The organism is Sphingobium sp. IP1, assembly GCF_002708645.1.
GTDB classification, from domain to species: domain Bacteria; phylum Pseudomonadota; class Alphaproteobacteria; order Sphingomonadales; family Sphingomonadaceae; genus Sphingobium; species Sphingobium yanoikuyae.
On record NZ_NOIW01000106.1, the window covers coordinates 1 to 17,711 of the forward strand.

The following is a 17,711-nucleotide window of genomic DNA, read 5'->3' on the forward strand; positions in this document are numbered from 1 at the left end:
GTGATGGGCTCGATCGGAAGCGCGACTAGCGCTAGCGCCATAACGGCGACCGATGGAACAGGAGCAGCCGCACCCAAAAAAAAAGCCCGCACGATCTATTTACCGCCTGGTTTCATGAAGGCGCGGCTCTTGACCGGGATCGACGCGCTCGCGAGCCGGGATGCGACCAGCAATCCGGAACCGTTGATCGCGCGGGTCCAGGCGCCTGCAGTTCTCCCCAATGACGTCAAGGCGAACCTTGCCGGCTGCTTTGTCGTCGGGAACGCCACCGGCAGCCTCGCCAAGGAACGGGTCGAGGTGCAGCTTGTCTCGCTCTCCTGCGTCGACTTTGACGAACGGTCAGTGGTCGACCAGCCCATCAAGGGCTTCTTCGTCGACACCGACGGGAAGAAGGGACTTTCAGGCAAGGTCGTCACTCGGGCCGGCGCGGCGCTCGCGCGCTCCTTCATCGCCGGCACGGTCAGCGGCTTCTCCCAATCGGTGGAGTCCAGCTTCGGCGATGTTTCGACCTCGGCGCTCGGTAATGTCCGCACGCTCGACGCTGGCGAGGCCGCTAAGTCCGGGATCGCCGGCGGCCTTGGCAAATCGTCTGAGAAATTGACCGATTTCTATCTCGATCTCGCGCGCCAGGCCGGACCCATCGTCGAGGTCGGCGCCGCAAAGGACGTCGTGGTCGTGATCCAGGAAGGCGTCTCCCTCGAAATCAAGCCGAGCGCGGGATCGAAATTCTGATGCCCGGCGCGTCACCCATAGAGGAGCCAAAGCCCATGCCGTCTCCAAGCCAACGCAAATCCATAATCAGTGCAGCATGGATGATCCCCGCCCTTGCGGCCCTCTCCGGCTGCGCGAGCATCGGTTCGCTCATGTCACCCTATTCGGAGAAATTCTCCTGCAAGAATAGCGACCATGGCCAGTGCATCCATCCCGACAAGGCCTATGCCGATGCGGTGGCCGACCGTCCCTCGCGCTCGAATCCAAAAGTCACCAACGACAAGGCGTTGCTGAAAGCGCAGGGCGAGACGGCACCGCCATCGGCGCTCAGCCCACCAGCGCGAGCAGGCAAGGGAAAGACGACCGTACCTCCGACCGCCTATCAAGGCTATCGGGACAGCGTCTACCGCGAGTTGCAGGGGCTGATCGACGCGCCGGTGACGCCGATGCTTCGGCCATCGCGCGCGGTCCGCACGCTCATCCCCCCCTATGCCGACCGGGCGCGCCCGGACCGCCTCTATATGCCGCGCTACGTCTATTCGCTGATCGATAAACCCCAATGGGTGATCGGTGATTATCTGGTCGACCCGGTCTCCCCGACGGCCAAGGCCCCAATCCTCGGCCAAGTGCGCGAGCGTCCGTCAGACGAGACCGATGCGCCCGAAAGTGCCCGCCCATGAGAGCGCCCGGTTCCCGCACGGGCGGCGGCATGACCTTTGCCCGGTTGCGCCAGAGCGTCGCGCGCGACGCCTATTCCGACTATCTCCCCATGGTCGCCTGGGACGAGGGAGAGGAAGCCTTTCTCTGCATCGACGATGGCTGGGGCTATGCCTGGGAGCTGATTCCCGCTGCCTATATGTTCGCCCATGTCCATGGCGCACTTCAGGGCCTGCTCAACATCCATTTTCCGCCTGGCACAGTCGTCCAGCTTCACGCCTTTGCCGATCCGCTGATCGACGATGCGCTCGACGCCTTCCTCGACATGAAGACGCGCGACGATCCGCTGATTCAGGCCTCAGCCCAGCAGACCTATGACTATCTACAAAAGGGACGCCACGGCCTCGATGCCCTCCACGGCATTCCGATCCGCAATTTCCGCAGCTTCCTGTCGGTCAAGACCCGCACGCCCATGGGCCATGACATGCGGCGCCAGATCGAAGAGCAGCTTGCCAAGCTCGGCATTGAGCGCATGGCGCCAGAGCGGCTGGTCGCTTTCTACCGCCGGGTCTTCAACGGCGTCCATGTACCAGCACCCGGTCTCTACTCGCGGGGCGAGGATGGGATCGCAGCGCGGCCGGTCCGCAAGCAGATCATCGATGCCGGCCCGGACCTGCTGTTCGAGGGACCCGAAGTCTTTCTCGGCAATCAGGTGGCGCGCTGCCTGACGCCCAAATCACCCGCGCGTCGGGTGACCGCCGAGCGAGCCAATCGCTTGACCGGAGGGATGCGCGGCTCTTCGGAGGATAGCGACCAGATTGGCGGCCCCTTCCTCTACACGCTCAATATCCTCTTCGATCACAGCGCCTTCGAGATCCACAAGCGCGCCCAGATCCTTTCCGCGCAAAAGGCGGCCGGCTCCTTCGCGGTCGAGGTCGGCAAGCAGATCGAGGAGATTGGCTGGGTGCTCGATGAAGCGGGCAACAGCAAGTTCGTCTCGGTCATCCCGACCGTCTGGCTGTTCGGCGAGACCCGCGCCCAGGCCCGCGAGATGGCCGCGCGCGCGAAGCGCCTGTGGGAGAGCGAACCCCTCCCCTTCATGATGCAGGAGGAAAGCTATCTCAATCCGGTCCTGCTGGCGATGAGCCTGCCCTTCGGCCTGTATCCCGAAGGCCGCACCATGAAGCTGCTCGAACGCGACCTGCGCATGCCGGTCAAGGCCGCGGTGCTGATGGCGCCCGTCCAGACCGACTTTCGCGGCGGCGGTCGCCCGGCCCTGCTCTATACGGGGCGCAAGGGTCAGCTCGTCACGCTCGATCTCTTCGATAGCCGCATCAACAATTATAATTTCATCGTCTCGGCCGAGAGCGGCGCGGGCAAGAGCTTCCTCCTCAATAATCTCTGCCAGCAATATTACGCCTCACAGGCCCTCATCCGCATCATCGATATCGGCGGGAGCTATCGCAAGCTCTGCACCCTTTGCTCCGGGCGTTATATCGACATTGGCGAGGAACATCTGGTCCTCAACCCGTTCGATATGGGTCTCGCGATCGATGGCGACGACCGGCAGTCGGCGATCGCCATGGCGGTCGCGATCGTCGCGGAAATGGCCAATGCCGCGACGCGCAAGGGCGTCTCCACCTCGCAATGGAATCTGATCAAGTCCGCCGTCCAGTGGACGATCGACACGGGCCGGGCCACCACCGGCATCGACGCGGTGCGCGAATGGCTGGGCGCCTATCCCGCCCATGTCGCCACCGATCTCGACCGGGTCGATCATCTTGTTCCCGTGGCCCGCGAGCTTGCCTTCAACCTCCGGGATTTCGCGAGCGACGGCGCCTATGGCCATTATTTCAACGGCCCATCGACGCTCGACATATCGAGCGACGAGTTCGTGGTGCTGGAACTCGAACGGCTGAAAAACATGCCGGACCTGTTCAACGTCATCGTGATGGTGGTGGTGAACGCGGTTACGCAGGAGCTTTATCTCTCGGGCCGTGACCGCCCCCGCTTTGTCCTGTGCGATGAAGCCGCCCAGTTCATGAGCAAGAGCGATGGCCAGGACCTGTCCCGGCTCGCCGAGGCCTTCGGTCAGGGCTACAGGCGCGCGCGCAAATATCAGGGCAGCTTCGGCATCGTCCTCCAGTCGATGAATGACCTGCTGCTGTTCGGCGGCACCGGACAGGTGATCCTCGAAAACGCCGCGACCCGTTTCCTCCTTCAGGGATCGACCTATGACAAGGCGGTCGAGAACAAGATCCTCGACTATTCTGGTTTCGTCCTCGACCTCCTGAAATCGGTCCGCAACAACAAGCCCAATTATAGCGAGGTCTTCATCGACTCGCCGCTGGGTCTCGGCATTGCCCGGCTCGTGGTCGATCCCTTCTCCTACTGGATCAATACCAGCGCGCCGCAGGAGGTGGCAGCCTTCGAGCGTCTCCTGGCCCGCGGCGCGTCACCGCTGGAAGCGGTCTGCGAACTCGCCGGCATCGACCCGGATCATGTTCTGGGTCCGCGCTTCAATCCCAGGGAGGCCGCACAATGAAGCGGAGCCCCATCAACGGCAACCAGTTGGCGCTGCCGCTCGAACAGCGCGAGGCGATCGAGCGGGAGATCGAAACCCGGGTTGCGCAGCGCCTGAAACAAGACGCCTGGCTCTGGCGCTTTCGGCTGGTCACGATCGAGACGATCATGATGGCAACCCTGATTGTCGCAGCCGGCATATTGCTCGGGAAAACGCCGTTCGCGATTTTCCGCGCTGCAGTCATGGTCGCGGCCGCCTGCTTTGGCAGCGGCATGATCCTGCTTGGCCTCTCGATGGGCGCCACGCACGGCTGGACGGCCATCGTCGAGCGCTACCGCCGGTGGCGGCCATGAGCGGCATCTTCTCCGCTACCCCGTCCACGGGACCCGCACGCCTCATGATCGGCGGCCTGCTCCAGTCGACGCTTGCCTGCCTGCTGCTCCTGACCGCGCCCGATCCGTCGGCTGCGATGCTGCGCGCCGCCGTCGGCATCATGATGGTGACCGCGATCGGCGCTTTCCTTTTCGCGATCAAAGCCGAGCGACCGGACCTCCCTCCTTTCTGGAGGCGGTCTCATGGCTGAAGGCTCCCACTGGTCCAGAATATTGGCGCTTCACCTCTCAGCCGCTTCAGCCGTGCAGCTTTGCCCTGCTCAGGCCGGCACCGCGACGATCGGCCGCACCTGGCCGATCGCCGAACCCGACGCCATGGCGGAGATCGAGGCGCGGGCCGCAAGGCAGCCGGTCGATATGGCCAGGAATTTCGGACCGCGCGCCAACTGGTCGGCAATGCAGGCGGCTTCGCTTGGGATAACGACGCAGGCGCGTACCCGCAGCGTCGTCCCCTTCTACACCCTCGATTTCGACGTCAAGCTGCCCGATGGCACGATGCTCTATCCCAAGGGCTACACCTTCAACCCGCTGACCTATGTGTCGCTGCCTCAGCGCCTGGTGGTCGTCCATCCGCGCGACCTTGGCTGGGCAATCCGGACCGCGCGACCGACCGACTTCATCCTGCTGACGGCCGGCGACGCGCTGGCGCTGGGGGAGAGGGTCGGCCGACCGCTCTTCATTCTCGAAGAACGGGTGAAGGACCGGCTCGGCCTTACCGTCGCGCCGGTCGTCGTCGCCCAGGCCGGGCAGCGCCTGCTGCTGACCGAGGTGCCGCCGTCACGCCAGCCCCAGCAGGTGGCGCGATGACCCGCCTTTTCCGACACGCGCGCGCTATTGCTGCCGCCATCCTTTTGTCACTGATCGCCCCCTCGTCACCCGCGCACGCCTCAAAATGCGAGGCGGGAACGATCTTCAACCCCATCACCAAGGTCCGCTGGACCTGCATCTTCCCGATCACCATCGGCGGGGTGAAGGTCGGCAGCTTCGACAAACTCGACAAGGAACTGGACGCCCAATCGGCAAGCAAACCGCTTTGCGCCTGCCGTAAGGGCGTCAGCTTCTGGTTCGGGGTCAAGGTCAGCTTCTGGTCGCCCAATCGCATGGTCGATGTCGTGACGGAACCGGGCTGCATGATGGCATTGGGCGCTGATCTCATGCCGACGGGCGGCAAACTTCAGGGCAGCCAGAGTGGAATCGCTGACGGCACCAACAGCCAGAAGATGTTCGCGCAAATGCATTATTACATCGCGCCGGTCTGGAAGATGCTCGACATGTTCACGGACCTCCCCTGCATCGAGGATGACGGGTTCGACGTGGCGCTCATCACCGAAGTGCTGCCAACCTGGCAGTCGGGCACGCTGGGCGCGATCATCCAGCCCGAGGGCATTCTTTTCGGCAATCCCGCGGCGGGTCTTGCCTGCATGGCGGACAGCGCCGCGGCTGCGGCTGGCAAGGTCATCGATCCGCTCTTCTGGTGCATGGGGTCCTGGGGTTCGACCTATCCGGTCGCGGGCGACATCCACTTCGGCGACAGCGTCGAAGCCTGGGCGGGGCTTGCCGCACGCGGCTCATTCATGATGGGGCGGCTTGGCGCGCTCACCATCTCATCTGCCGATGGCTGCTCCTTCAAGGCGCAGCCGATCTGGACCAAGAGCCGTTACAAGCTCCAGATCATGGAGCCCGTCAAGGGCGGCAAGTGCGTCAACATCGGCCGCCCCGGCGCGCTCTGGTCGTCAGCCAAGCACGCGCCCGCCAAGGACAATGCCCAATTCATGCTGTTTGAAAAGGTAATCTGCTGCGCCGGGATTTCGACGCCATGAGCAGGTCGCCCACCCCATGCACCGCGCGCGGCCCAATGGCCTCTTCGTCTGCCCGCCACAGCCCCCGGGGCCGGCTGGACGCGTGCGATGCCGGAGCGGCGTCGCCCTCCTTAGCTGGCGCCGCTCCAAACCCGGTCAGCGCGGCCGAAACCCCCATGAGCCAGGGCGCCCCCTCTCCTCGCCCGCCGCTTGACGCCGCGCTGACCATCTTTGAAGGCCAGGCCGCATTCCGCCTGTCGACCAGAGAGATCTTTCGGCTGCGGACCGGCAGCCGCTCTGTCGAGGAAGATCGGCCATGACCGTCCGACGCCATCTGCTCTTTGCAGCCTTGAATTCCACTCTTCTGCTGTCGGCCGCTGCCGTCGCGCAGGAAGCCGAGCCCAGCGTCAAGGACCGCGCCAGGAGCGCGGCTACCGCCTCGCGCGCGCGGACCGGCTCCAGCGATGCCCTGCAATCCAATTATGTGACGCCGGGCCTTAGCGGCCAGACCATCACCACGGTCGATGGCAAGACCGGCTTTACGGCGAACCTTAGTTGCCAGAAGACATCGACGCTGCTGGAACTGCTGGTGCAGCCCGGAAGTAGCGGCGACCTCACCCAGGTCCGCATTTCGCATGATCGCGATTTCGACGGCAGCTTCGACAGCCAAACCCTGCTTCCGGTTCCGGTCTCGGGCATCTGCGCCAATGGCGTCATCGCCTGCAATCCCGGCACCTGGGAGGGCTGCCGCTATTATGGCTGGGCGGTCGATAGCGCACGCAACATCAACCTCGCGCAAACCCCTATGACGAGCCTCTCTGGCTGCTACTGCGTCAACAATAGCTGCGGGACGAACCTTGCTTGGGGCAATATCTCGGAGGTTCTGAAGGATCTGGGCGGCGGCGTGGTGGGCGCCCTCACGACCGCCGACCCGCGCATCGGTGTCGCGCAGGCGCAGGTTGAGGGAACCATGATCCGCTATATCGGGGCGCAGACCACATCCTGCACGGCGCAGCCCGAAGTGTCAGCGACGCGCTATCGCAGCAACCCGACGGACATTCAGGGAGAAGCCTATTCCGTCTCGGAAGGGAACAGCGTCTTTCAGGCGCTGGCCGGATCGGCCGCAGGCAGCGGCAAAACGGAGCAGGTCCGCAGTTGTTCGATCGAGCGTGAGGTTGCCGTAAAGGAATGGAGTTTCGACGACATCGTGTACGTGCGCGGGTCGGTCACCAAGGTCACGAGCTGCGGCACCGACTGCCGGCGCTATGAGATCCGCGGCTCGGGCAGCTGCGGCAGCGTACCGCCCATCTATAGCGCGACATTCGAGTCCTTGGCGCCGGCCCGGATAAAATCCGCTCGCATCGTGGAAATGGGCGCCGACGACTGGGTCCAGGCGAGGGTCAATGGACAGATCGTCGGCTATGCGGGAAAGCGCCCATGGCTGAGCGAAGCATTACCCTCGGGCGATTGTCGCATCAGCGATGATCCCTGGTACAACAGGACTGCCATCGACATCACATCCCAGCTGACCAGCGGCACGACGGTCGTCGGCGCGCGCGTGCGAGGCGGCGGCGGTGGAAATTGGGGCTATGTCACCCTCGAAGTTCAGGTCGACACAGGCTGCGAGACGTCCGAGCGAGTGGTCGATCTATGTTCAGGCTATGGAGCGGACCCGCAATGCCGCCTCAAAAGCGAGACCGTCGATGACGTCGTGACGTTCAGCAACGGGGTCGGCACTGGCCTCTCGCCACTGCCCCAGACGCGGACGATGGGTACAGGCACCTGCGCTGTCCAATTGAAACGCGATTTCTTCCTGAAGGAGCGGCGCTACGCCTGCATCATAGACACAGGAAGTCAGGCTTCGCCCGACCTCTCCCGCGCCGCCTATATCATCGACCGCTCGACCGAGACGGTACTCAACGACCGGATTCAGAAGAGCGACGGGAGCGTCCAGGAGACCTCGCGCGCCTTCTCCATGCCGGCGGAGGACGCCGTCGCTGCGTGCGAACCGATCTGCAAGACGCGCAAAGCCCGGACCAACAGCGATGCCGCGGTCGATGGCGTGGTGAGCCAGCTTCAGACCTCAGACCAGGGCTGGGACAGCTATTATCATGTCTGCTCGGCCGACAATGTCTGCCCGGCAGGCGATGGCGAGGAGATCGTCTCGGCCTGCGGCTGCCTTGATGATTTTCCCGAAGCTGTGACCATGATGCAAACGGTGCGGCTCGCAGGCGCGGACTTGGTTTGCACGGCAGGCGCGCAATGAGGGCGTCCAAATCTCTCATCGCCTGGGCGACGCTGTTGCTGGCGACCTGCGGCCAGCCCCAGCTCGCCCATGCGCAGCAATGGCTTTGCGCCGCCGATCTCAACGGCAATGGCGATGCGGCCGATGACGGCGAGATCGCGGCCTGCACGGTAACGGCCATCGGCGATCATCTCTGCCCGATCGAGCAGACCGCCTGCACGATCGACGCCGTCGGCGGCTATGCCTGTCCGCTGGGGAGCCAATATGCCTGCCTGTCGGCCGACGGGGTTTCGGCGCCGAGTTGCTCGCCCCATAGTTGCATCGATACCGGCGCCAACCCGATTGAAGAGGAAGTCGTGGTCGACGATCCCGGCACCGCCGCGGATGGCGAGGTCGATGCGGATGGCAATTGCCTTGGCACGATCGAGATCTTCGGTGGCCGCAGGCTGCGCTGCCGTCCGCCAGGCTTAAGCGTCACATTCCAGAATTGCTGCAAGGACAAAGACAAGATCGTGAAGGACGGCATGGGGTCGTCGATCAGTTCGATCGGCACCAAGATCGCCATCGCCAAGGGCGTGTTCACCGGCATGAAGGCCGCGTACACCGCCTTCAAGGCGGGCGCGACTGCCTCCCAGGCCGCGAGCGCGGGCGCCAATGCGCTCATCGTCGGCATCGATCCCACCTCCATCGCCATCAGCCTCGCCATCAATTTCATGATGGAGGTGCTGCTTCAGGGCTGTGACCAGCAGGATATGGAGGCCGGGATGCTCAGGGGTTCGGGCATGTGCCATGAGGTCGGCACCTATTGCTCGTCCAAGATCCTGGGCATCTGCGTCCAGAAGGCGAAGAGCCAGTGCTGCTTCAACAGCAAGCTCGGTCGCATCATCCAGGAGCAGGGACGGCCGCAATTGAAGGCGTTCGCCAGTGGCTGGGGGGACGTCAAGTCGCCCAACTGCCGCGGCTTCACCGCGCAGGAGTTTCAGGCCCTCGATTTCAGCAAGATGGACCTCAGCGAATATTACACCGAGATCGAGTCCCGATCGGCCGATCTCATCCAATCCGACATGGAGGAGAGCGTCGATGCGTATCTCAGTGCCGTTCAGCGCTAGGCTGATCACATCCCTCGCCGTTGCTGCGGGATGCGCGGTCGCAGCGTCGCAGGCCGAAACAGAAATAGCCCAGCCCAAAGCGAACGTGGCTTCGACCGCCGAGGGGCAAAAGGCCATGGAAGCCTTGGCGGACGCCCAAGCACGGGCGCAAAGGGACGCCAAGGCAGACAAGCCGATCCCCTCCCCCAACATCCCCGCGCCATCCCCGGCATTGCGCAAACGCGCGTTCGACGCGCTTCGCTCGCGCAAATCCGATCCGCGCCTTGAGGAACGGGCGCGCGCGGCGCGAAAGGCGGGCGAAACCCAGCTTGCGCGAGACCGTGAGGCGATGAGCAAGCGGCTGGCTGAGGCGCTCGGCCTTGAAGCGCCATCGACAATGGCTGCGGCGCAAGCGGTTGCCCCGACGCCTGCTACGTCCTGGGTGCCGGTTCTCTTCGTCTCATCGTCAATGCCAATCACCACCTTGCGAACCTATGCCGGCCAGCTTGAACGGGCGGGGGGCGTGCTGGCATTCCGCGGTATGCCCGGTGGCCTCAGCAAAGTCGGCCCTATGGCGAAGCTCTCGGCACAGATTCTGCGGCTCGATCCGGGCTGCGAGGGGCCGGCCTGCGCGATGCGCGATGTCCAGCTCATCGTCGATCCGATCCTGTTCCGCCAGCATGGCGTGGCCCGTGTGCCTGCGCTCGGGATGCTGCCGGGTGATCCGACCAAGCCCTATTGCGAGCGGGAGGAGGAAGGGCCCGCGTCAGCCAAGGCCAGCCACCTCGTCTATGGCGACGCGGCGCTCTCCGGGATGCTCGAAACCTATGCCCGTCTGGGCGGAAAAGAGGAGATCCGCGATGCTGAGACTCGCCTGGAACGCCGGTAAGTTCGTCTGGCCCAGGGTCCGCGATCTACCGGCCCATGCCGCCGCCGCCCTTCAATCGACCGACCCCGGTCAGCCATTCGTCCAGAGCCGACTCGCCAGGGCGATCCTGATCGTCGGAGCCATTGCCTTGTTCGTCTGGTGGGCGCTTCCTCAGCTCATCTGGGTGCGCAGTCCTTCAATCGACGCCTGGGCGGTCCGAAAGGTCGGGGGCACAGTCGAGCGAAATGACCTCGTGATGTTTGAACTGCGCCATCCGCTCGCCGGCCCGCTACCGGTCAACGTCACCAAATATGCGCTCTGCCTGCCCGGCGACACTCTCGCCTCCTACACCATGCATAGCGATCGTTTCCCCAAGCGTCTCGAAGCCGCCTTCTTCTGCAACGGTAGCCTGATCGGCGTCAGCAAGCCTTATGGGCACTCAGGGCAGCGGCTCGATTATTTTCGCTGGAAGATCGGCTCCGTGCCCGAAGGCCAAGCCTATATCGGCTCCTCCTACAAGGACGGGTTCGACAGCCGCTATTTCGGTCTGGTACCCATCTCTGCACTCACGCGCATGGAGCGCGTGCTATGACCCGGCGCGCCCTCCCATCACTCATCTTCGCCGTAGCTTTGGTCGGCCCGACAACCGGCATGTGCGAAACCTCCGCTTCTGCGCCGACCAACATGCGCCAGGGCTATTGGTGGTATGAAGCGCCGTCTGCGCCGGCAGAGGCCGAGCAGGAGGAGCCGATCGAAAAGCCGACCATTCCGCCGATGGCACAGCTTGCCAAATGGTCGCCGCCCCGCATCCGCAAACTGATCGAGGCACAGCGCGATTATGCCGCGACGGTGCTGACGGTCGAGGCGGTCTCCGACTTCTGGCGGCTACAGGATTTTGCGCGGCGCAAGGCCCGCGCCTTCGCCGGCGTCACGCAAATCGCGATGCTTACTCACCCCGAGCTCAACTCCAGATCCGCAAATCCCATGGTCGGCGATGCGCGCGCGGCGCTAGGTGCCGAGAAGGAAGCCGCCCGCCGCGCCTATCTGCGCGCCAATGCCCGCACCTACGCCCTCGTCATGTTCAGTCGGACCAGCTGCGGCTACTGCCGGGTGCAATGGCCCATCGCCCAGCGGTTCCAGGAGGAATATGGCTGGCAGGTGATCCGTCAAGATCTGGATGCACATCCCGAGCTGGGTCAACGATTCGGCGTCGAGGTGACGCCCACGACCATGGTCATCAAGCGCGACAGCCAGCAGCGGATGACGATCGCGAGCGGGGTTGAGGCCTATCCCTCTCTCTCGGCCATGGCCTATCAGGCGGTGCGGCTCTTGAATGGCGACATCCGCCCCGAACAGTTCATGACCGGCGCGGGCCAGGAAGGCGGCTTCTTCGACGCGCTCGCCAATGGCCCGGTCGCCGCAGGCAACGATGTGACCGAGGCGTTGCCGGGCAGAGCCGACCGCTGATGCGTGCGCATCATCCTCCTCGCGCTCAGCGTACTGCGGCGGTTGCCCAGCATCCTGCGGTGCCTCGCCTCCTGACGTTCGATCTGATGGCTGCGATACTTGCCTTTTTCTGCGCAGTTCCTCTTGTCGCTGCTCCTGTGACCCGCGATCAGGCCCGGCAGGCTGCGATCCACCCGGTATCCAACAGCCGTGATCTCAATGCCTGGCTCTCGCGCGTGCGGCAAACCCGCGATTTTCCGCCGGACCTCGATGAGACGCTGAGATCGGAGGCAAGGATGTTCATCGTCGAGATGAGTTCAGCGCCCGACTGTGTTCCCTGCGGTGACCTTTGGGCGCGTCTCCTCCGCTTCGCTCGCACCTATGGCTGGCAGGTCCGCACCATTTCCTCCAGCGAAGCGCTCCTGCGCTCTGGCCGGCTTGGCCTTCCATGGGTCGGCCATCCGGTGCTCTGGGTGCGGCCGGCGGCGGACAAGGATCGCCTTGTTCCAGCTGCGATCGGCACCGACCATGACGCCAATCTCCGGCGAAACATCTACCTCTCCACCAAATTGTTGACGGGCGTCCGACCTGAAATCGGTCTTCGCGCCATGTCGAAATATACCGGCATCGTCGCGCCCAGCGGCGCAGCCGCGACCGCACCCCAGCGCAAAGGGAGCTGACCATGGCGGGTCTCAGCCCTCTTCTCTTGCAACAAGGACACCCGCCATGGTTCATGCCTCCAAGCGCACGCTGACCAGCTTTGCCGCCGTTGCCGTCAGCCTCACCGCCCCTGCGGCTCGTGCCCAGGGTTGGGCGGAGAGCTGGTTCGACAATGTGACCTATACCAGCCCCGGCAGTTTCGAAGATCAGACGCGTGGCTATGTGACGGCCGGCGGCATGTCGGGCCGGGTCGACGTCCATAACGACTATCTGATGAGCCTCACCTTGCCAAAGGTGAAAGCGGGCTGCGGCGGCATCGACATGTTCTTAGGCGGCATGTCGTTCCTCGATCCAGACTATCTGGTCGAGAAGCTCGAAAGCATCCTTCAGGCAGCGCCCGCGGTCGCATTCCAATATCTGCTCGAAACGCTTGACGAGAAGATGGGTAACATCATCAGCAAGATGGAGGCGGCGACCAACTATCTCAACTCCATCCAGGTGAATGACTGCCGGCTGTCGAACCGCATGGTCCAGATCGCCAAGGGTGACGACAATATGTCGGCCATCATCGAGGAGATGACCGGCTATCGCTCGGTAAAACAGGGTTTTTCCAAAAGCTATCAGCAGAGCCGGGAAAAGATCGAGGCCAACTCCAACAATCCGACCGAAGATCTGAAGGACGCGCTCTCCAATTGCCCAGCGGAGGTCACCGACATCTTCCGGACCGGCTCGCTACTATCCCATGCTGCCGCGCGCGTGGGCGCAAGCGGCTGGGCGGGCGTCATGCGCGCACGCGTGGGCGACGTCTACATGCGCTGGGACGATAATGACAAAGTCCCGCTCTTCTCGGCGATCCCCGCCTGCCCGGCGCAGGACACCGACGCGCCGGACGATTTCCTGACCGGCAAGGTCCAGACCCGCGCGCTCAATATCCCGGCGACCTCGTCCGACTGCTCGCAGGACGCGGGCAAGGGGGCGCTCGCCCTGTCGCGCGAACGGCTGGAGGCGATTGCGGCCAAGATCCGGACCAAGGCGGCGCTCACAACGGAAGAGCGACAGTTCGTCGCCAACGTCCGGACCCTGCCCGTTTACCGCATGCTCGAATGGGGCGTGCGGCAGGGCGTCGTCGACTCGGTCATTTCCGACACGGACGAACTGGTCGCCCTCACCCTCGCCTATCAAATGCTGAACGATCTCACCCGGACGATCGATTTTGCGCTGACCAATGCGGAGCGCGGCGCCACTACGGCGGGCGCGGCCGACAGCAGCAACTCGAATGTCTGCCAGACCCGCATTCTCACCAAAGGCATCGAGCAGCTTCGGGGTCTGCGCGAAGAGGGGCTGCGCCAGCGCGCGCCGATGCGGCAGGCCTATCTGGCGGCCCTCAACCAGGCGAACCCCTCCGCCAACTATGCGGGACTCCTGCGCCAGCGCGATCAGGATGCCCGCAACGCCGCCGGCGTCGCCGCCAGTCGCAATCGCTGAAGGGAAAGGCTGACCCATGCACAACCCGTCGCGCCCCGCCCTTGTGTCCCGCCTGACCAGTACGCTGGCGGCGGCCCTTGCCGCCCTACCCTCGCCCGCGCTGGCGCTGGAGGCCAGCTATCATAGCTATGACGGCTTTGAAGAAACGGTCGACGCCTTCCGGCTCGTCTCGATGATCTTCGCTGATCCCCGCTATGAGACGCTGGTGCTGATCATGGCGATCGCGGGCATTGCGCTCGGCGCCGTGCTCGCCAGCATCAGGGGACAGGGCATGGGGCTTGTCGCCTTCGGCTTCCAGATCCTGATGGGCGTCGGTCTCTTCGTCGGGTTCGTGGCGACCACCGGCACGGTCCATGTCTATGACCGCGTGCGCAACGCCTATCAGGCGGTGGGCGACGTCCCCAATCTGTTGGTCCTCGTTGCCGGGACTACCAACCTCATCGAGCGATCGCTGGCCGAGACGATCGATGATAACACGCTCGATCCCGCCGCAAAGCTGGAATTCGGAGCGGGCGGCCATGCCTTCAACCTCTTCTTCAATGCCGCCTCGCCCCGCGGCCCGATGACCGACACCTTCCTCGATGCGACCCTCAAGGATTACGTGCGCCAATGCTATCCGGTCGCGCGCGTGTCGCCCGCCTATGGGGTCGATGACGACATGCTGTTCCGCACCGCGACCGATCTTCCGGCCGCCTTCGCGGCGATGGCCGGGCCTGCGACCTTCTCGACGGTCTATACGGCGGCCAATAAGGCGGGTGAGACCATGAGCTGCGCCGACGCCTGGGAGCATATTTCGGCCCGCCTCGCCGAACCCGCCCTCTTCGATGACTATGTCCGGCAAAGCTGCATCCGCACCGGGTTCGATGTCGACAATGCAACCCAACTCGCGCGCTGCAAGAGCCAGCTGGGCGAGATGGGCGAGATGATGATGGGAACACCCCTTTCGCTTCAGGCTTTTATGACGGACGTGATGCTCGGCACGACCGTCGGCGACGTTCTGTTCGAGGACTCGCCGGCAACCGCTGCCCGGGTCATGGCGAATCGGGCGGTCATCTCCAACGGACTTGCGACCATGTCAGCCGCCAATGAATGGATGCCCACGATCCGGGCGACCATATTCGGGATCATGCTGTTCATGGTGCCGGTCGCGCTGCTGTTCGTGCTGACCCCGATCAACCTGCGCGTCCTGAGCTATGCGCTCGGCCTCTTCGTGTTCGTGGCCCTCTGGGGCGTCATAGATGCCGGCATCTACCAGCTGACCCTGGGCCGGGCGATGGACGTCCTCGCTGAAATGCGGGCCAACCATGTCGCGGCCAATGCCTGGATGCTGGCACCCTCGTCCGCCATGAAGGCGCTCGCCATCTTCGGCACCTTTCGAACGGCGGCGGCGGGACTTGCCGGTGCCTTCGTGTTCACCGTGTTCCGCTTCTCGGGCAATATGTTCAGTTCGCTGACCGGCGCCTCGCAGGGTATCCATACCCAAGCCGCTGGCGCGTCGGCACCCATGGCGACCAGCGAGGGCTATGCTTCCGCGCTGGAAGCCCAGGGCGCTGCGATGGGCACGGCGCATCGCAAGGCGGCGACGTCCAGCTTCGGCGACTTTGGCGAGCGGACCTCGTTCGCGGCGTCGCGCTCATTCGGTGAGGCGGGAACGATCATCGGCGAAGGCAGCCCGACGACGCCCGGCCAGAGTGCGCTCAGCCTCGGCGGCCTCGAAGCGCAGCGCCAGTTGGGCGGCTTTGCCCCAGCGCTCGCCAAAGGCGATCTTACCAGCCCGGAGGCCGCAAAAGCCGTGCGCGCCAATGCAACGACGTCCGCGATCCATCAGTTTGCCGAGAAGGATGCGCTGCGATCCCTGGGCACGCGCTACTTTGGCGAAGGGCAGTCTGGCGAGCGCGCCTTTGCCGCTTTCGCCCAGACCATGGTTCAGTGGAAGGCATTCGGGGACAATCGCGCTTATGCGATGATGCACCAGGCGGCCTCCCGTCATTATGAGCGCGGCGGCTACAGCGCGCAGGACGCTGAGCTCAAGGCGACGAGCATCATCGCCGAGGCGTCGAGCGATCCGACATTCGGCAAACTGATCGCCAATGCTTGGGATCAGGAGCAGATGCTGCGCAACGACCTCACCGGCGCGCAGGTCCAGGTCGGCGCCATGGAAGGACGGCGCGACTTCGCCGGCCAGAATGTCGCCCCGATCGAGCGGGGCAATGTCGCAACGGAACAGGCTCACCGCACCGGCGGCAACCAAGGGCAGCGCAATGCCTCTGCGATGCTGGGCCTCTCTGTACAGGAAACCAGCCGCCGTATCTCGTTCATCAATGCGCTTTCCGGTGAAGCGCGCTCCTCCGCGATAACCCAGCTTTCCCGCGCGACCGGCCGAAACGAAGCCCAGGTCGAAAAGGCTCTCGCGACCTTCTCGGTGGCAACGCAGCTGGGAATCGCCGACGGCACGACAGCCGAAGCCGCGCGGGAAGGCACGAGCGTCTATGGCCGGACGAGGGAAGCGGCGGGCTTCGACTTCGCCGAACGCGCAGGCAAGCTCGACGCCCAGAGGGAGGTCGGCCATGACGGCACAAGGGCCGCGGCGCGCATCGGCGAGCAGCGGCGCCAGTCCGATAATTTCGGCTTTGCCGAAGGCGCGCAGGCGGCAGGCACCTCCGTCCGCGGAGCCGCCAATCTCGACGCATTCATCAAGACACTGAGCCAAACCGCCGGCAATCAGGTTGATAGAGCCGAAGGCGGAGCGGTGGGCATTGCCGACAGGGCGCGGAATGACCGCCTCACCCGGATCGTGGATGCTGAACGCCTGACCCGCATGCAGGGTCTGCTGCGCGCGAGCGGGATCGCCATGTCCAAACGACAGCTTGCCATGGATCAGAATGGCGACCTCAGCCTCAACCTGACGCCGCAGACGGCCGCCCAGATGTGGCGGGCCGGCCTCATCAACGAGAGTCAGCTTGGTGCGGTCGCCAATGGCGGCCATGCCCGTTTCAGCTTTGCAGGGAACGACCTGCTTGTCTCGTCCAGCGCGGGATTTCAGCAAAGCGCGCGCAGCGACACCAGCACCCGGTTCGAGGCTGGCAAGCAGGCTGGCCCCGACACGATCGAGCATTTCCTGGGCGGCGGCCAGGAAGGCCACGACATGATGGCAAGATGGCTGAAAGGCGGGTTCGAGATGGATCGCCATGGCCAATGGCGTTTGAAGCCTCAGGTGGCGGATACGCTACAGCGCGACGTCCAGGCGTTCATCTCACAATCGGGATGGACCAGAACGCTGAGCCGTAGCGCAACCCACGAGACGTCGAACAACATCACCGTTCGTGGAGAAATTGGGGGACAATCGAGCGCGGTGAGCGGCGGAGGCAAAGGCCAAAAATCGCAAGGTGGTGTGGCGTCTGGCCGCGCTGGCTTCAACCTTACCGGCCAATCTTCCGATACCGGATCCGGAGCGATGAGTGCCACCGCGAACATCGACATTCTCAATTATGATGTTCGCTCGTCAATTGCCGCAGCAGAAAGGTCCGCGACGCGCTCCGCTAAGCCGGAAGAGGCATTCACCAGGGAATTGGGTGACAGAATTTTGGGCGATGATGGCCTGCGAAATCGCTACTTGAGGGACGCAGACGCGGGCCGCGGCGTCTGGCATGCCTCGGCACCAATCACCTCCGCAGAGCAAGCGCAAATCCTAAAAAGCGGTCGTCACTCTGGCGATATCAGCGGAAGTTGGGTCGACGGCGACCCAAGTTTCAAGGAACGCTGAAGATTCGTTGATGCCTAAATTCTGTCTCGGCGATGTCGATACCAATACCACATTGGGTTGGCGGGATCGCTTG

Annotated in this window: 15 protein-coding genes; all 15 read left to right on the forward strand. The window is 64.0% G+C overall.

The genetic code is table 11. The features are described 5' to 3' along the window. A partial coding sequence (locus CG471_RS24370; RefSeq protein WP_218964280.1) for a TraB/VirB10 family protein occupies positions 1-732 on the forward strand: 732 nt, incomplete at its 5' end. A gap of 80 nt (positions 733-812) precedes the next feature. Continuing rightward, positions 813-1,391 carry a TraV family lipoprotein gene (locus CG471_RS24375; protein ID WP_257211681.1) on the forward strand — a complete coding sequence of 193 codons (579 nt, stop codon included), beginning with the start codon at positions 813-815 and terminating at the stop codon, positions 1,389-1,391. Further along, positions 1,388-3,913 (forward strand): TraC family protein, encoded by a 2,526-nt coding sequence (locus CG471_RS24380; protein WP_099234067.1) that lies wholly within the window; start codon positions 1,388-1,390, stop codon positions 3,911-3,913. Before CG471_RS24375 ends, CG471_RS24380 begins: the two co-directional genes overlap by 4 nt. Beyond that, positions 3,910-4,245, forward strand: coding sequence for a hypothetical protein (locus tag CG471_RS24385; RefSeq protein ID WP_099234068.1), 336 nt, complete (start codon positions 3,910-3,912; stop codon positions 4,243-4,245). Before CG471_RS24380 ends, CG471_RS24385 begins: the two co-directional genes overlap by 4 nt. 44 nt (positions 4,246-4,289) lie before the next feature. Further along, positions 4,290-4,475: a hypothetical protein gene (locus tag CG471_RS24390; protein ID WP_099234069.1), complete on the forward strand. Its 186-nt coding sequence runs from the start codon at positions 4,290-4,292 to the stop codon at positions 4,473-4,475. After that, positions 4,468-5,091 carry a conjugal transfer protein TraW gene (locus CG471_RS24395; RefSeq protein ID WP_257211682.1) on the forward strand — a complete coding sequence of 208 codons (624 nt, stop codon included), beginning with the start codon at positions 4,468-4,470 and terminating at the stop codon, positions 5,089-5,091. The genes CG471_RS24390 and CG471_RS24395 overlap by 8 nt, the downstream gene beginning before the upstream one ends. Beyond that, complete coding sequence (locus CG471_RS24400; protein WP_099234071.1) at positions 5,088-6,104, forward strand: TraU family protein; 1,017 nt, start codon at positions 5,088-5,090, stop codon at positions 6,102-6,104. Before CG471_RS24395 ends, CG471_RS24400 begins: the two co-directional genes overlap by 4 nt. 295 nt (positions 6,105-6,399) lie before the next feature. Continuing rightward, positions 6,400-8,349: a hypothetical protein gene (locus CG471_RS24405; protein ID WP_099234072.1), complete on the forward strand. Its 1,950-nt coding sequence runs from the start codon at positions 6,400-6,402 to the stop codon at positions 8,347-8,349. Next, entirely contained in the window at positions 8,346-9,437 is a 1,092-nt protein-coding gene (gene traN, locus CG471_RS24410; protein WP_099234073.1) for a conjugal transfer protein TraN, read from the forward strand. Before CG471_RS24405 ends, traN begins: the two co-directional genes overlap by 4 nt. A 115-nt stretch (positions 9,438-9,552) precedes the next feature. Next, positions 9,553-10,305 (forward strand): type-F conjugative transfer system pilin assembly protein TrbC, encoded by a 753-nt coding sequence (locus CG471_RS24415; RefSeq protein WP_099234074.1) that lies wholly within the window; start codon positions 9,553-9,555, stop codon positions 10,303-10,305. Then, the gene (locus tag CG471_RS24420) at positions 10,277-10,876 is read left to right on the forward strand and encodes a S26 family signal peptidase (RefSeq protein WP_099234078.1); all 600 of its coding nucleotides are present in this window, start codon (positions 10,277-10,279) and stop codon (positions 10,874-10,876) included. Before CG471_RS24415 ends, CG471_RS24420 begins: the two co-directional genes overlap by 29 nt. Then, positions 10,873-11,751: a conjugal transfer protein TraF gene (locus CG471_RS24425; protein WP_099234075.1), complete on the forward strand. Its 879-nt coding sequence runs from the start codon at positions 10,873-10,875 to the stop codon at positions 11,749-11,751. Before CG471_RS24420 ends, CG471_RS24425 begins: the two co-directional genes overlap by 4 nt. A 59-nt stretch (positions 11,752-11,810) precedes the next feature. Further along, on the forward strand, positions 11,811-12,410 hold the full coding sequence (locus tag CG471_RS24430) for a hypothetical protein (protein WP_373562072.1): 600 nt from the start codon (positions 11,811-11,813) through the stop codon (positions 12,408-12,410). 46 nt (positions 12,411-12,456) lie between these two features. Then, on the forward strand, positions 12,457-13,875 hold the full coding sequence (locus CG471_RS24435) for a conjugal transfer protein TraH (RefSeq protein WP_099234076.1): 1,419 nt from the start codon (positions 12,457-12,459) through the stop codon (positions 13,873-13,875). Between the two features lie 16 nt (positions 13,876-13,891). Further along, the gene (locus tag CG471_RS24440) at positions 13,892-17,638 is read left to right on the forward strand and encodes a conjugal transfer protein TraG N-terminal domain-containing protein (protein WP_099234077.1); all 3,747 of its coding nucleotides are present in this window, start codon (positions 13,892-13,894) and stop codon (positions 17,636-17,638) included. The last annotated feature ends 73 nt before the right edge of the window (positions 17,639-17,711 follow it).

Coding starts and splice junctions, on each gene's coding strand:
- CG471_RS24425 (WP_099234075.1), top strand. CDS start 10,873: ATGACCCGGCGCGCCCTCCCATCACTCATCTTCGCCGTAGCTTTGGTC.
- CG471_RS24415 (WP_099234074.1), top strand. CDS start 9,553: ATGGAAGCCTTGGCGGACGCCCAAGCACGGGCGCAAAGGGACGCCAAG.
- CG471_RS24380 (WP_099234067.1), top strand. CDS start 1,388: ATGAGAGCGCCCGGTTCCCGCACGGGCGGCGGCATGACCTTTGCCCGG.
- CG471_RS24420 (WP_099234078.1), top strand. CDS start 10,277: ATGCTGAGACTCGCCTGGAACGCCGGTAAGTTCGTCTGGCCCAGGGTC.
- CG471_RS24440 (WP_099234077.1), top strand. CDS start 13,892: ATGCACAACCCGTCGCGCCCCGCCCTTGTGTCCCGCCTGACCAGTACG.
- CG471_RS24405 (WP_099234072.1), top strand. CDS start 6,400: ATGACCGTCCGACGCCATCTGCTCTTTGCAGCCTTGAATTCCACTCTT.
- CG471_RS24400 (WP_099234071.1), top strand. CDS start 5,088: ATGACCCGCCTTTTCCGACACGCGCGCGCTATTGCTGCCGCCATCCTT.
- CG471_RS24385 (WP_099234068.1), top strand. CDS start 3,910: ATGAAGCGGAGCCCCATCAACGGCAACCAGTTGGCGCTGCCGCTCGAA.
- CG471_RS24395 (WP_257211682.1), top strand. CDS start 4,468: ATGGCTGAAGGCTCCCACTGGTCCAGAATATTGGCGCTTCACCTCTCA.
- CG471_RS24390 (WP_099234069.1), top strand. CDS start 4,290: ATGATCGGCGGCCTGCTCCAGTCGACGCTTGCCTGCCTGCTGCTCCTG.
- CG471_RS24435 (WP_099234076.1), top strand. CDS start 12,457: ATGGTTCATGCCTCCAAGCGCACGCTGACCAGCTTTGCCGCCGTTGCC.
- CG471_RS24375 (WP_257211681.1), top strand. CDS start 813: ATGATCCCCGCCCTTGCGGCCCTCTCCGGCTGCGCGAGCATCGGTTCG.
- traN (WP_099234073.1), top strand. CDS start 8,346: ATGAGGGCGTCCAAATCTCTCATCGCCTGGGCGACGCTGTTGCTGGCG.